We start from the raw sequence: 13,188 nt of genomic DNA on the forward strand, positions 1-13,188 counted from the left end.
TCCTTGTAAACCGTCGGCGACGGACTCTGCCGCACCGGCGGTAAAAACGGTCTGTCAGGACTGCAGCGGCAGACGCTGCTCGATCACGCCACCACCGAGGCACACTTCACCACGATAGAAGACCGCGGACTGGCCAGGCGTAACGGCCGCAACCGGCTCGTCAAAGATAACTTCAATGCGCTCGTCATCCAGGGCATTCACCGTGCATGGGATGTCGGTCTGACGATAACGGGTTTTCACCGTGCAGCGCAGGGTACCGGTAACCGGCTGGCGGTCAACCCAGTGCAGCTGTTGAGCTATCAGGCCTTTTGACATCAGACGCGGGTGGTCGTGGCCTTGTGCCACCACCAGAATATTGTTTTCGACGTCTTTATCGACAACGTACCACGGATCTTCGCTGCCTTCTTTGGTCCCGCCGATACCGAGGCCTTTACGCTGCCCCAGGGTGTGGTACATCAGACCCTGGTGCTCGCCGATTTCGTCGCCATCAACGGTGACGATTTTGCCTGGCTGGGCCGGGAGGTAGCGACCGAGGAACTCGCGGAATTTACGTTCACCGATAAAGCAGATCCCGGTGGAGTCTTTTTTCTTCGCGGTGATAAGGTCAAGATCTTCGGCGATTTTACGCACCTGCGGCTTTTCCAGCTCACCTACCGGGAACAGGCTTTGGGCGATCTGTTCGTGGCCGAGGGTGTAGAGGAAGTAGCTCTGATCTTTGTTGCCATCCAGGCCGCGCAGCAGCTGGCTTTTACCGTCGACATCGGCACGGCGCACGTAGTGGCCGGTGGCAATATAGTCGGCGCCGAGATCTTCGGCGGCAAACTCCAGGAAGGCTTTAAATTTGATCTCTTTGTTGCACAGAATATCCGGGTTCGGCGTGCGCCCGGCTTTATATTCGGCCAGGAACAGTTCAAACACGTTGTCCCAGTATTCTGCGGCAAAGTTTACGGTATGAAGCTCAATCCCGAGCTTATCGCAGACGGCTTGCGCGTCGGCGAGATCGGCAGCGGCGGTGCAGTATTCCTCACCATCGTCTTCCTCCCAGTTCTTCATGAACAGGCCTTCTACCTTATAACCTTGCTGAAGCAGCAACCAGGCAGAAACAGAGGAATCGACGCCGCCGGACATGCCGACGATCACTTTTTTTTGGCTTTCTGACATTGGAATATTCACCACATTGAACTTCAAGGCGGCATATTCTAGCACGCACTAGCGGCTCAGGCACCCCCCAGGAGCGGCCAGTTAAACGCACCAATCAGTGACAGCGGCTGACGCGGGTCCTGTTGATAGCTGCGGATGCTCTCGGCAACCAGTTGGGAGCGCAGATTTGGCGCGTTGAGGATCTCCTCCGCGCTCAGCCACAGGCAGCGGTCGATATCGCTGTCGTGAGGTTCAGTGGCGCACATATCGTTAAGTTCAATGGCGAACAGAAAGCGCAAAAACGGCGTTTTGTCGGGGGCTATCCACTGATGCATGCGGATAAAGTGCTGCGGCGTTGCGCGAATACCGGTCTCTTCCCACAGCTCGCGTTCGGCGGCCTGGACCAACGTTTCATCGGCTTCGAGGTGACCGGCGGGCTGGTTCCACAGCGCTTTACCGTTGATGGTTTCCTCAACGATCAGAAATTTGTCCTGCGCATGGACGATGCAGGCGACGGTGACGTGCGGTTTAAACATGCGGTGGGTTCCTTTTGTGATTACTCAACCTGACGCCACTCACCGTTAGCGATACCATCGAGCGTGTAGCCACCCATGGCATAACGAATCAGGCGCAGCGTGGGATATCCCACGTGAGCGGTCATGCGGCGAACCTGACGGTTGCGCCCTTCATAGAGGGTGATCTTTAGCCAACTGGTGGGAATCGCTTTACGTTCGCGGATGGGCGGGTTTCGCGCCCACAGCCAGGCGGGTTCCGCCACCCGTTCGATACCGGCGGGCAGGGTGGGGCCATCGTTGAGGGGGACGCCATCGCGCAGCGCGCTCAGGGCCTGGTCTGTTGGCTGGCCCTCAACCTGGACATAGTAAATTTTGCCGGTGCGTTTGCCCGGCTGGGTCAGCTGCGCCTGCAGTGCGCCATCGTTGGTGAGCACCAGTAGCCCCTCGCTGTCGCGGTCAAGGCGACCCGCAGCATAGACGCCGGCGACCGGAACAAAATCTTTTAGGGTGCTGCGTCCGGCTTCGTCTGTAAATTGCGGCAACACATCGTAGGGTTTATTAAACAAGATGACGCGTTTTGGCTGGTGTTCTTTACGTTGTCTGGCACTTTGTTGTGAGCTGAATCGCTCAACGCGATGTTTTCTAAATGAAGTTTTCTGCATGGTATTTTCAGATCCTGGCAATTGCCGCATTATAGCCTAATTACGAATGCCTTTCATGGACGCAAACATTCAGGTAGTATTGACATGCTCATCACAATTTTTTAACAAAAATATTGCTCAAACTGATTCGCGCTACTAGAAGGCGGCACGGACGCGAATCTCCGGTTAGCGGGATGACCCGGTGGCGGGAGTGGGCGGATAAAGCCAACGCTCGGTTAGTGTGAAAAGGAAGAGCAGAACCAGAAGCGCTCGAAGGAGAGGTTAATGGAAAGCAAAGTAGTAGTTCCGGCGGAAGGTCAGAAAATCACCCTGCAAGATGGCAAACTGAATGTCCCTAACAACCCGATCATCCCGTTTATCGAGGGTGATGGTATCGGTGTTGATGTGACCCCAGCGATGCTGAAAGTGGTGGATGCCGCCGTTGAGAAAGCCTATAAAGGCGAGCGTAAAATTTCCTGGATGGAAATTTACACCGGCGAAAAATCGACCCAGGTTTATGGCCAGGACGTCTGGCTGCCTGCCGAAACTCTTGATCTGATTCGTGACTATCGTGTTGCTATCAAAGGCCCTCTGACGACGCCAGTTGGCGGCGGTATTCGTTCTCTGAACGTTGCGCTGCGCCAGGAACTGGACCTCTACGTCTGCCTGCGTCCAGTACGTTACTACCAGGGCACCCCGAGCCCGGTTAAACATCCTGAACTGACCGACATGGTTATCTTCCGTGAAAACTCCGAAGATATCTATGCAGGTATCGAGTGGAAAGCAGACTCTGCTGACGCTGAAAAAGTTATCAAATTCCTGCGTGATGAGATGGGCGTGAAGAAAATTCGCTTCCCGGAACATTGCGGTATCGGCATCAAGCCGTGCTCTGAAGAAGGCACCAAGCGCCTGGTTCGTGCGGCTATCGAATACGCTATCACTAACGATCGCGATTCGCTGACTCTGGTACACAAAGGCAACATCATGAAGTTCACCGAAGGCGCGTTCAAAGACTGGGGTTACCAGCTGATTCGCGAAGAGTTCGGTGGCGAACTGATTGACGGCGGCCCGTGGCAGAAGATCAAAAACCCGAACACCGGTAAAGAAATCATCATCAAAGACGTTATCGCTGACGCCTTCCTGCAGCAGATCCTGCTGCGTCCGGCTGAGTACGATGTCATTGCATGTATGAACCTGAACGGTGACTACATCTCTGATGCTCTGGCGGCACAGGTTGGTGGTATCGGTATCGCTCCGGGCGCAAACATCGGTGACGAATGTGCACTGTTCGAAGCGACCCACGGTACTGCACCGAAATACGCAGGTCAGGATAAGGTGAACCCAGGTTCTATTATTCTGTCCGCTGAGATGATGCTGCGCCATATGCAGTGGTTCGAAGCCGCAGACCTGATCGTTAAAGGCACCGAAGGCGCTATCGCCGCTAAGACTGTGACCTATGACTTTGAACGTCTGATGGAAGGCGCTAAACTGCTGAAATGTAGCGAGTTTGGCGACGCGATCATCGCGAACATGTAATCCAGTCTCTGGGTTAAACAATAACGGGAGCCGATTGGGTTCCCGTTTTTTTTGCCTTTAAATCGTCGCCTGCCGGTAGACGTACACCGTCTCACTTCTGAAAACTCATTGTTCAAATAATAAATATTTACATTTTGAAATGTGTTTCGTATATTCATTTTTCTTTTGGATGAAGTTTATTTTTTACAGGAGTTAAAATGAAAGATCTTTTGGGTTTTGACCATTTAATTACCCCTAAAGTACTCGTGTTTCTGTATTGGCTGTTAATGGTCCTTATAATCGTCGGCGGCGTTTTTTCGATGTTTAACGGGCAGTTCATCGCCGGTTTTTTTGGCACCATTTTCAGTTTGATCGGTTGTCGCGTCACTTTTGAACTCATCATGATTGCTTTCAAGAATAATGAGTATCTGCGCCGTATTGCTGAGAATATCGAACAGCCAAAGTAATAGTTTTCCAGCTTTAAGAGTAATCCCTTTAACAGGGCGATGCGTATTCTCGCCCTGTTATCGAAAGGGGGAGGTGTTATTTTTTCGGCAAATATATTCTGTCATTTTATTTATGAAATAAATGTACGGAATATTTCGTTTATCTCATTTATTCCATGATGTCATTACTGATGTCATCCCGCAGCCGTTCAACCTCCTGTCTCCCGCCATTATAGTTTCCCTTAAGTCATAACTAACCCAGGAAACTACAATGAAAACGAAAACAGTCGTCGTCACCGGTGCATCAAGTGGTATTGGTTTTGCTATCGCTCAGGCCTTTGTACAGCGAGGTGACAATGTGGTGGCGAATGCTCCTACACGTCAGGGGCTGGAAAAGGCCGCACAGGCGTTAGGCTCGCCGGATAATTTGCTGCTGGTTGCCGGTGATATTTCGCTGCCAGAAACTGCAGAAGCGCTGTTTACGCAGGCGGAGGCCCGTTTTGGTCGGGTTGATGTGCTGGTCAATAATGCCGGCGTATTTATCTCCAGACCGATCGCCGACTATACGCCCGACGATGTCGAAACGATGCTGGCGGTGAATATGAAAGGTTTCTTCTACACCTCCCAGCGCGCAGCACAGCATATGCGCGCCCAGGGTGGCGGCCATATCATTGCCATTACCGCGGCGATTGCCATGCAGCCTAATGTGAATGTTCCCGCGCTGCTGCCGATCATGGTCAAAGGCGGGCTTAATCATGCCGTAAAAGGCCTGGCGCTGGAGCTGGCTGATGCCGGGATTATGGTCAATGCGATTGCTCCCGGTATTATTTCCACCCCGATGCATTCACAAGACCCGCAGACGCTGGAAGCCCTGAAAACGATGGCGCCAACCCGGCTGGTCGGTGACGTGCAGGATATGGTGAACGCCGTGATGTATTTAACGGATTCGCGTTTTGTCACCGGTAGCGTGATGGTGGTGGACGGCGGCGCCACCTCGGGCAAATGGTAATTTGGAGGACGCGATGCCTTACATTAATATCAAAGTGACGGATGAAAAGGTCACCGCCCAGCAGAAACGCCAGTTAATCGAAGGCGCCACTGTGCTGCTTGAGCAGGTGCTGAATAAACCTCGGGCGACGACCTATGTCGTGATTGACGAAATCAGCACCGACAATTGGGGCGTCGGAGGGGAAACGGTCAGCGCACTGCGTCAGCGCGCAGAGCAGCGTTGACCCCGGGATTTCGTATATCATAGCGATGTTTACTGCCCGCCAATAAGGACTCTGGACCACTATGCCGCAGCGTTTGAACGACATCATGATTAGCAGCATCGATTTGTTTTGTCTTGCTGCCGAGCACCAGAGCTTTACCCTGGCGGCGCAGGCCGCCGGGATCTCGCCTGCGGCGGTGAGCAAGACCATTATGCGGCTCGAGGAGCGTCTGGGTATTCCGCTCTTTATCCGCAGCACCCGGCAGGTGAGGTTGACTGACGCCGGCAGGCAGTACGCGGCGCAGTGTCGTGCGGCGATGGAGCTGCTGCATCATGCTGAGCTTGAGGCGACTGGCGAACAGCAAACACCATCGGGTTCCGTGCGTATCAGTCTGCCAGCGGCATACGCGCACTGGCGGCTGTTCCCATTAATCCCACCGTTCCAGCAGCGTTACCCGCAGATCGATCTGGCGTTTCATATCAGCACGCACAGCGTCAATTTTGCGCGCGAAGATTATGATTTGGCGATTCGGGGGAGCGAACTGGATGATTCAACATTAATCGCCCGCAAGCTGGAAGACGCCGGGCTGGTGATGGTTGCTTCCCCAGACTACCTCCAGCAGCACCCGCCGATCGCGTCGGTGCAGGATCTCGCGTTACATCAGTGTATTCGGTTTGTGTTGCCCGGTACGGGGCGTCCTGCGCCGTGGCTGATACGTACTGACGGGGAACAACAGGAGATCCACCTGAAGGGCAGTCTGCTCTGTTCGGAAGACTATCTGGCCGGTGTGTCTCTGGCCAAAAATGGTGCCGGGATCTACCAAATCTATCGTTATGTTGTGGCGGATGCACTCGCTCGCGGTGAACTGTGCGAAGTCTTACCGGCGGTGAATGGCGCGACACGGCCATTCTACCTGGTCTATCCCCAGACACAGCATATGCCGCATCGGATCCGCGTTTTGGTTGAATTCATCGTGGAGAATCTTCGCCAGGGCGCACGGGCAGGAAATCAGTAACGTGTATCCGGGGATATCTGAAATAGCCTGTTGATGACATGGCCTATCCTGGCCCGAAATATATAACCCACCGAACAGCAACAACGCCTTTATTCGGCTGTTTTAATTGAATTAAATTCAATGAAACATCTGTTATGGCTAAACAATTACGGCCAGTTTGTCGTGTATAGTTTAATTCCGCTCAACATTATCATCAATGATCTTCATATCTACCGGCACAGCGATGGCAGGATGGGTCGTGATGAGCAATCGCGCAATTCACTCTATGTTTTATACACGGGAGATGTTTCAGCAATGAACTGTCAGACTGAAAGTATTAACGACGCAAAAGTTATTCCCCCATCGGGTCTGTTGCCCGCAATGCTCGCGCTAGGCGCTGGTGGACTCTGTATCGGTACCGGTGAATTTGCCCCGATGAGCCTTTTGCCTGATTTGGCTGCGGGTACCTCAGTGTCGATACCGGCAGCTGGCGCGTACATCAGTTCCTATGCCGCTGGAGTGGTCATCGGTGCGCCTTTACTCGCGGTGATGGCCGCGCGCTGGCCGCGCAAAACCCTGCTGATCATTTTATTAATCATCGCGGTAGCAGGTTACACATTAAGCGCGGTGGCATGGGATTATTCCTCTTTGATGGTGGCCCGGTTTATCTCCGGCCTGCCACACGGTGCCTGGTATGGTGTCGCGGCATTGGTTGCGGCCTCAATGGTGCCAGAAAATCAGAAAGCACAATATATCGCCTATGTGATGCTTGGCCTCGGGGTGGCGAATGTTGCCGGGGTCCCTCTGGTCACGTGGGCCGGGCAGGCGCTTGGGTGGCGGATGTCGTTCACCTTCGTCTGTATTGGAATTGTGCTTACAGGGCTGATGGTGTCGGCTTTTATTCCCAAAATCCCACCGCAGAAAAGTGCATCCCCCCTTAAAGAATTAAGCGCGCTGCGCAGCCCGCAGGTTTTAATGGCGTTTGGGGTGGCCTCTGTGGGGTTCGCCGGCATGTTTGCGGTCTACAGCTTTATTACGCCAGTGCTTACCGAAGTGAGCGGCTTCGATCTCAAACAGGTTCCCTGGATACTTGTGCTATGGGGTTTAGGCATGGTCACCGGCAATATTGTGGGAGGGCGACTGGCTGACCGGGCTCTGATTCCATCGATCTATGGCATGATTATCTGGAATATCGTCTTCCTTGCGGTATTTGCCGTTGTCGCACAATGGAAAGTTTCGACTTTAATTACCATCTTTTTGCTTGGCAATGGCTTTGCCCTGGTTCCGGCGCTGCAGGCCCACATGATGAACATTGCCGGAGAAGCGCAAACCCTGGCGTCATCCTTAACACATAGCGCATTTAATATTTCAAATGCGCTGGGTGCCGCGTTCGGCGCGCTTGCGATTTCATGCGGAGGATCCTGGGTATCGACAGGGTGGGTCGGGGTTTGTTTTTCACTCATCGGCCTGGTTCTTATGTTTTTATCCGTCAGAGTGATGAATAAAAAATAAACGTGAATGACGTCTTTAATCATGATGACTAACTGCCGTGAATAATGAAATGCGAAGTTGTGCTGCGAGGTAATATTATGCGTGTTGCTGAAGTGATGAATAACCATCCAGGGGCTATATTAAGTGATGATGAGGTGGGTCCGGTGGCCCACCTCAAACCCGTGTCAGGTGAGATCGTTGTACGCCGATCTCAACACTTCGATAAATTCCTTCAGTCCTTGAGGCACCTGACGGTGTCCCGGATAATACAGATGCAAAGCGGGTTCCATCGGTGACCAGTCAGGCAGCACAATGTGCAGTTCACCCCTCTTAATAAATTCGGCGACCCGTTCTTCCAGGCAATACATAATACCAACATCTTTTAATGCCAGCTCGATACCGAGGGTGGTTTCGTTGACACAGACCTGCCCTGGTACTTCGATCGTCCTGTGGTCATCACCTTTTTCAAAATCCCAGCGATAAATGACCCCTTGCCCGGTTCTAATTTGGATGCAGTTATGCGATTTCAAATCTTCAGGTATCACCGGCGTCTGTTTACGGTAAAGATAGCGGGGCGAGGCGACCGCAACCCATCTGAGCTCTGGTCCTAATTTAACGGCAACGAAATCCTCGGGTACCGTGCCGCCAAAGCGAATCCCGGCATCAAAGCCCGCCGAGACGATATCGACCATTTTGTCATCGACCGCGACTTCAACTTCGACGTCTGGATAGCTCTGGACAAATTTTGGTAAAAGCCGCGACACGATTAACCTTGCGCCGTCAGCCAGCACGTTGATACGTAATCTGCCAACGGGCCGGTCACGCATCAGGTTGATTTCATCCAGTGCCTCACCAATTTCATTGAACCCAATCTCTAAGCGTCTGGCGAGATTAGCGCCCGCATCGGTTGGAGCGACCGTTCTGCTTGTTCGGTTGAGCAGACGCACGCCTAACCTGGCTTCCAGATTACGCACCGAATGGCTAAGCGCGGAGGTGGTGATGCCCAGCTCAACGGCGGCTTGGGTAAAACTTCGCAACCTCTCAACCGTTCTGAAGGCATTTAGATCAGCGAGGTCACTACGTGATAGTTTTGCTATAGGTCTTACAGGCATACGAAATTCTCATCAACCGTGAATATAGCTCATTGCAATATTGCATTTAATTCAACAATTATTGCCATAATTAAGTGTTATTTTTAGTTTAATTCAACAATCTTGTCTACGGCCGGTGTCACATCCGATTTGATTGATGAGAAGCTCTCAATGTTCATCACATAAGGAATGCTTTGCGTGTTTCATCTTTGGACTTTACTCCCGGCACTCTATATTGGGGTCAGGCTGGTTTACCCTCGTCAGATCTCGTGGTTATTGCGATGCCTGATATTTATCGCGCTTGCCATGGTTGCCGATTTTCATCTTCTCAGCAGGATGCTATTTGGCACGATGTTTTCACCGGAACTGCCGCAATCGGTGATGACGTTTTTAGGCTGGGGTTTCGGCTGTATCGTCATCCTGTTCGTTCTGCTTATTGTTCGTGATGTTTTGATGCTTGCTCGTTATCTGATAACGCGGCATCGATATGCGTCTTTGAAAGTCGATGGGGCGCTGGTCATTATCGCGGCGCTGCTTTCCGGCATTGGGGTGTACGAATCGTTAAAAGTGCCTGACGTTCGTGAAGTAAAGGTCGTTATTCCGGGGTTGTCGAAAGAGTATGACGGCTATCGCGTTGTCCAGCTTACCGATCTCCATGTTAGTCGTCTCCTGACAGGGGCGTGGTTGCGTCAGGTTGTTGAGAAAACAAATGCCTTAAATGCTGACCTGATATTGCTTACCGGAGATATGATTGACGGCACCGTAGCCAACAGAAAAAATGATGTCAGCTCGCTTGCTCTGCTGAACGCTCATGACGGTGTATATGCCGTTACCGGTAATCACGAATATTATTTTGATGCAGACGCATGGACCACTGAATTTACCCGTCTGGGTTTGCATTTTCTGAACAATCAACACCTCGTGCTTTCACGAAACGGTGCGCGATTAGTTATTGCGGGTATTACTGACGATGTGGCCGCCGAATATGGCAGTGCGCCGCCGGATTTATCTTCAGCCCTTTCAGGTACCGCCCCATCCGATAAAATCATACTGATGAGTCACCGTCCAGGACATGCCCGGGAAAGCGCCGACGCCGGGGTGTCATTGCAATTGTCAGGTCATACTCACGGGGGGATGATCTACGGCCTCGATAAGATAATTGCGCCCGCCAATAACGGTTACGTCTCCGGGCATTATCAGGTCAACGCGATGTCTTTATATGTGAGTAACGGAACCGGGCTCTGGAATGGCTTCCCGTTAAGACTAGGCAAACCAGCGGAAATAACATTGCTGACATTAGATTCAGAAGGATGAATTTAATTCAATAAGGCATCTGACTGACGTAAACAACGTTATGCCGGTCTTCGGTTATAGTTCGGATAGCCTTGAATAAACAAGGTTATCCGAAAAGTTGGGAAAATGAATATCGCCTGGAGGTGAAAAATGACGAATCCCGTGATCGCAAAAGGGCGTACGGCCGTGATAACTGGTGCAGCAAAAGGAATTGGCGCAGCGGCAGCAAAACGATTATCCCGGGAAGGGATGAACCTGTGTCTTTTCGATCGAGATGAGCAGGCTCTGCAGGCATTATCCAACACGCTGGAAACGGAAGTCCGTCTGGTCGCCGGGGATGTCAGACATCCCGAGGATATTCAAAAGCTGCTTAATATCACCCTGCGCGAATTCGCTGATATCGCCTTGTTGATGAATAATGCCGGAATTTCGCACCCTGTTGGACCGTGGGGCGATCCTGATGACTGGCGGATCCAGCTCGAAGGTAATCTGCTGTCTGTTATTAATGTTCAGCATATCTTCGTGCCGGCGATGTTATCGCTAAATAAGCGTAGCGCGATCGTGAATCTCGGCTCTAAACAAGGCATCACGACGCCGCCAGGCAACAATGCTTATAACGTTTCAAAAGCCGGCGTCAAAATTGTTACCGAGCAGCTTGCGCATGACTTATTAAAAGAGTGCGGAAACAGGATTTCGGCGCATTTGCTGGTGCCGGGCTACACCTGGACACCGATGAACTTCCCTGGGATGAACGAGAATACTGATATTCAGCCAACCGGCACGTGGACCTCTGAGCAAGTCATTGACTATTTTGTCGAACGTTTCTCTGACGGTGATTTTTATATTATCTGTCCGGATGCGGCAGTGACGCCGGAAATGGACGCGAAGCGCATTACCTGGGCCTATCAGGATATTATTCAAAACCGGCCCGCGTTGTCTCGCTGGCATCCCGACTGGAAAGCGGCGTTTGAAACCTTTATGAAGTCCTGAACCTCTCAGGCCGATGTCGTCAGCTTCGTGAAGGAAATGACCATCGTTGGCGCTAATTTCTAGCAGGTCAACTAAGCTGATGCCGTACACGCTTTTACCTACCCGAAAGCCGATGTACCTGGAAAGATGGAGTATATGTCATTGGGCATTCTGCCAGATTGCCGCCACCTTACAAGACAGTCTGGTCTGACACAGCGAACATTGCCGCGGGGTAACAGGGGTTTATGCTGATAGCACAGGTTTCAGATATTCATGCGTCACCGGACAATGAACACCTGCTTCGGTTTGACCGGGTGTTGACATGGCTTGCCCATGTGCGGCCGGATGCCCTGGTGCTAAGCGGCGACCTGACGGACGATCGCTGGCTGGAAGGCTATCAACAGATCGCGGCCCGTCTGGAGCAGCTAGATTATCCTTCGCTGATCCTGCCGGGCAACGCTGACGATCGTCAATTGATGCGCGCCACATGGGGTGAAAGTCGATGGACGCAGGATGCATCCACGAGGGCGTTACATGCTGTTCATCAGGCCGGGGCATTGCGCCTGATTGGACTCGATTCGACGGTCGAGGGGGAAGATTATGGCGATCTGAGCGAGCATGGCGCGTGGCTGGATAGCCAGCTCCATCACGCAGGCGACTCCCCGGTGCTGCTGTTTACCCATCATCACCTGTTCCCATCGGGCATCCCGACTCTGGACCCGTTGATGTGCAGGGGGCTAAGCGAGCTGGAGCACGTGATAAGAAACTCGCCAGCCAGGCTGCTGGCCATTTCTGCCGGGCACGTGCACCGACCGGTAGTGGGTACTTTTGCGGGTGTGCCGGCGTATATCTGCGGCTCCGTTTGTCCGGCAAATCCCGTATGGTTTGGAACCGTCAACGTGCCGCCGGTCAGCGATCCGCCGACGCTGATGCTTCACCGCTATATCGACAACGTGCTGACGAGCCATCACGTCGGCGTATAGCTGGCGCGTTTACCGTTGCAGCTGAAGCTTTATCTCATTGACCAGCAGCGGATTGAGCGTTGCGCTGGCCGCATTTTCCCGGGAGATCACGACGACCTCCAGCGACGGTAACGCCGGGAGTTTCTCCGAATGGATGATGTGCAAATGCTGCGGGACGCTGCAGCGCGTCAGTACCGCGACCGCCATTCCACTTTCGACAACGGCAATCTGACCAGCAACATAGGGACTGCTGTAGGCGATTCGGTACCCCGAAGGTAACTGTTCAAGCGCGGCCAGTACCTTTTTCCGCGCTTCGCTGCCATATTCATAAACGGCAACAGGCAAGGGGTGATCCTCCTTGATGAGCGTGCTTTTTATCCCCGTCCATACTAGCTGTTCGCTGAACAGCAGCTCGCCGCGCCCGGAGATATCCCGGGTGACAATCGCCACATCCAGCATCCCGGACTCGATTTTCGGAATGAGGGTCAGGGAAGGCTCGCAGAAAAGCGATATCTCAATCGCCGGATATTTTTCCCCGAAGGCCTTCAGCACCTGGGGCAGGTAGCGCACGGCGTAGTCATCGGGGATCCCGAGGCTGATTTTCCCCTGCACGTTCGACCCCGTCAGGCTCTGCATAGCTTCGGAGTAAACTCCCAGCAGGCGCTGGGCATGGAGCAACAACTCCTGACCTGCGGGCGTCAGGGTAAGCCGTCTGACCTCGCGATTGAACACCTTGCGGCCCAGCGTCTCCTCGATTTTTTTGATGTGCATACTGATTGCCGATTGAGAGCGGCACAGCGACGAGGTGGCTTCCGTCATCGAACCTGTGCGGGCCACGGTGATAAAGGTCTTTAGCCAGCTAATTTCCAGATGGGGTTCGGTCATATCACCTATCCGATTATCGAATGCTAATGCAGTGT

The 13,188-nt window shown here is 52.7% G+C and carries 14 protein-coding genes; 9 read left to right on the forward strand and 5 right to left on the reverse strand.

The window, feature by feature from the left end:
* Positions 1-54: 54 nt before the first annotated feature.
* The 3 genes from mnmA to rluE are packed head-to-tail and all read right to left on the reverse strand — an operon-like array spanning position 55 to position 2,347.
* Complete coding sequence (mnmA, locus tag EDF82_RS01505) at positions 55-1,161, reverse strand: tRNA 2-thiouridine(34) synthase MnmA (RefSeq protein WP_148060366.1); 1,107 nt, start codon at positions 1,159-1,161, stop codon at positions 55-57.
* A 56-nt stretch (positions 1,162-1,217) separates the two neighbouring features.
* Positions 1,218-1,676, reverse strand: coding sequence for an NUDIX hydrolase (locus tag EDF82_RS01510; RefSeq protein ID WP_123753865.1), 459 nt, complete (start codon positions 1,674-1,676; stop codon positions 1,218-1,220).
* A 20-nt stretch (positions 1,677-1,696) separates the two neighbouring features.
* Entirely contained in the window at positions 1,697-2,347 is a 651-nt protein-coding gene (rluE, locus tag EDF82_RS01515) for a 23S rRNA pseudouridine(2457) synthase RluE (protein WP_123753866.1), read from the reverse strand.
* A 234-nt stretch (positions 2,348-2,581) separates the two neighbouring features.
* Here rluE and icd point away from each other — a divergent pair, with 234 nt between their 5' ends.
* The 6 genes from icd to EDF82_RS01545 all read left to right on the forward strand — a co-directional run bounded on the left by icd (position 2,582) and on the right by EDF82_RS01545 (position 7,974).
* Positions 2,582-3,832, forward strand: a complete 1,251-nt coding sequence (gene icd, locus EDF82_RS01520; RefSeq protein WP_123753867.1) for an NADP-dependent isocitrate dehydrogenase — start codon at positions 2,582-2,584, stop codon at positions 3,830-3,832.
* 197 nt (positions 3,833-4,029) lie between these two features.
* Positions 4,030-4,278, forward strand: a complete 249-nt coding sequence (locus EDF82_RS01525) for a DUF4282 domain-containing protein (protein WP_123753868.1) — start codon at positions 4,030-4,032, stop codon at positions 4,276-4,278.
* A 250-nt stretch (positions 4,279-4,528) separates the two neighbouring features.
* Positions 4,529-5,266 (forward strand): SDR family NAD(P)-dependent oxidoreductase, encoded by a 738-nt coding sequence (locus EDF82_RS01530; protein ID WP_123753869.1) that lies wholly within the window; start codon positions 4,529-4,531, stop codon positions 5,264-5,266.
* 13 nt (positions 5,267-5,279) lie between these two features.
* Positions 5,280-5,489, forward strand: a complete 210-nt coding sequence (locus EDF82_RS01535; RefSeq protein ID WP_123753870.1) for a 4-oxalocrotonate tautomerase family protein — start codon at positions 5,280-5,282, stop codon at positions 5,487-5,489.
* 61 nt (positions 5,490-5,550) lie between these two features.
* A complete protein-coding gene (locus EDF82_RS01540) occupies positions 5,551-6,483 on the forward strand; it encodes a LysR family transcriptional regulator (protein ID WP_123753871.1) in 933 nt (310 codons plus the stop codon).
* Positions 6,484-6,603: 120 nt separating this feature from the next.
* Complete coding sequence (locus tag EDF82_RS01545; RefSeq protein WP_227540088.1) at positions 6,604-7,974, forward strand: MFS transporter; 1,371 nt, start codon at positions 6,604-6,606, stop codon at positions 7,972-7,974.
* Between the two features lie 164 nt (positions 7,975-8,138).
* Here the strand turns inward: EDF82_RS01545 and EDF82_RS01550 are convergent, their stop codons facing one another.
* A complete protein-coding gene (locus EDF82_RS01550) occupies positions 8,139-9,065 on the reverse strand; it encodes a LysR family transcriptional regulator (protein ID WP_123753872.1) in 927 nt (308 codons plus the stop codon).
* A gap of 177 nt (positions 9,066-9,242) precedes the next feature.
* Here EDF82_RS01550 and EDF82_RS01555 point away from each other — a divergent pair, with 177 nt between their 5' ends.
* The 3 genes from EDF82_RS01555 (at position 9,243) to EDF82_RS01565 (ending at position 12,289) form a co-directional block, all read left to right on the forward strand.
* Positions 9,243-10,358 carry a metallophosphoesterase gene (locus EDF82_RS01555; protein ID WP_227540089.1) on the forward strand — a complete coding sequence of 372 codons (1,116 nt, stop codon included), beginning with the start codon at positions 9,243-9,245 and terminating at the stop codon, positions 10,356-10,358.
* A gap of 129 nt (positions 10,359-10,487) precedes the next feature.
* Positions 10,488-11,327, forward strand: coding sequence for an SDR family oxidoreductase (locus tag EDF82_RS01560; RefSeq protein WP_123753874.1), 840 nt, complete (start codon positions 10,488-10,490; stop codon positions 11,325-11,327).
* A 224-nt stretch (positions 11,328-11,551) separates the two neighbouring features.
* Positions 11,552-12,289 carry a metallophosphoesterase gene (locus EDF82_RS01565; RefSeq protein WP_123753875.1) on the forward strand — a complete coding sequence of 246 codons (738 nt, stop codon included), beginning with the start codon at positions 11,552-11,554 and terminating at the stop codon, positions 12,287-12,289.
* A 9-nt stretch (positions 12,290-12,298) separates the two neighbouring features.
* Here EDF82_RS01565 and EDF82_RS01570 read toward each other — a convergent pair whose 3' ends face one another.
* Positions 12,299-13,153 (reverse strand): LysR family transcriptional regulator, encoded by an 855-nt coding sequence (locus tag EDF82_RS01570; RefSeq protein WP_123753876.1) that lies wholly within the window; start codon positions 13,151-13,153, stop codon positions 12,299-12,301.
* Positions 13,154-13,188 lie beyond the last annotated feature (35 nt).

This window comes from Klebsiella sp. BIGb0399 (assembly GCF_003752615.1).
GTDB classification, from domain to species: Bacteria; Pseudomonadota; Gammaproteobacteria; order Enterobacterales; family Enterobacteriaceae; genus Klebsiella; species Klebsiella lignicola.

Excerpts from the sequence above, each read along its gene's own strand:
- EDF82_RS01530 (WP_123753869.1), top strand. The coding sequence starts at position 4,529 with ATGAAAACGAAAACAGTCGTCGTCACCGGTGCATCAAGTGGTATTGGT.
- EDF82_RS01535 (WP_123753870.1), top strand. The coding sequence starts at position 5,280 with ATGCCTTACATTAATATCAAAGTGACGGATGAAAAGGTCACCGCCCAG.
- icd (WP_123753867.1), top strand. The coding sequence starts at position 2,582 with ATGGAAAGCAAAGTAGTAGTTCCGGCGGAAGGTCAGAAAATCACCCTG.
- EDF82_RS01550 (WP_123753872.1), bottom strand. The coding sequence starts at position 9,065 with ATGCCTGTAAGACCTATAGCAAAACTATCACGTAGTGACCTCGCTGAT.
- EDF82_RS01525 (WP_123753868.1), top strand. The coding sequence starts at position 4,030 with ATGAAAGATCTTTTGGGTTTTGACCATTTAATTACCCCTAAAGTACTC.
- EDF82_RS01545 (WP_227540088.1), top strand. The coding sequence starts at position 6,604 with ATGAAACATCTGTTATGGCTAAACAATTACGGCCAGTTTGTCGTGTAT.
- rluE (WP_123753866.1), bottom strand. The coding sequence starts at position 2,347 with ATGCGGCAATTGCCAGGATCTGAAAATACCATGCAGAAAACTTCATTT.
- EDF82_RS01510 (WP_123753865.1), bottom strand. The coding sequence starts at position 1,676 with ATGTTTAAACCGCACGTCACCGTCGCCTGCATCGTCCATGCGCAGGAC.
- EDF82_RS01565 (WP_123753875.1), top strand. The coding sequence starts at position 11,552 with ATGCTGATAGCACAGGTTTCAGATATTCATGCGTCACCGGACAATGAA.
- EDF82_RS01540 (WP_123753871.1), top strand. The coding sequence starts at position 5,551 with ATGCCGCAGCGTTTGAACGACATCATGATTAGCAGCATCGATTTGTTT.
- EDF82_RS01570 (WP_123753876.1), bottom strand. The coding sequence starts at position 13,153 with ATGACCGAACCCCATCTGGAAATTAGCTGGCTAAAGACCTTTATCACC.
- mnmA (WP_148060366.1), bottom strand. The coding sequence starts at position 1,161 with ATGTCAGAAAGCCAAAAAAAAGTGATCGTCGGCATGTCCGGCGGCGTC.
- EDF82_RS01560 (WP_123753874.1), top strand. The coding sequence starts at position 10,488 with ATGACGAATCCCGTGATCGCAAAAGGGCGTACGGCCGTGATAACTGGT.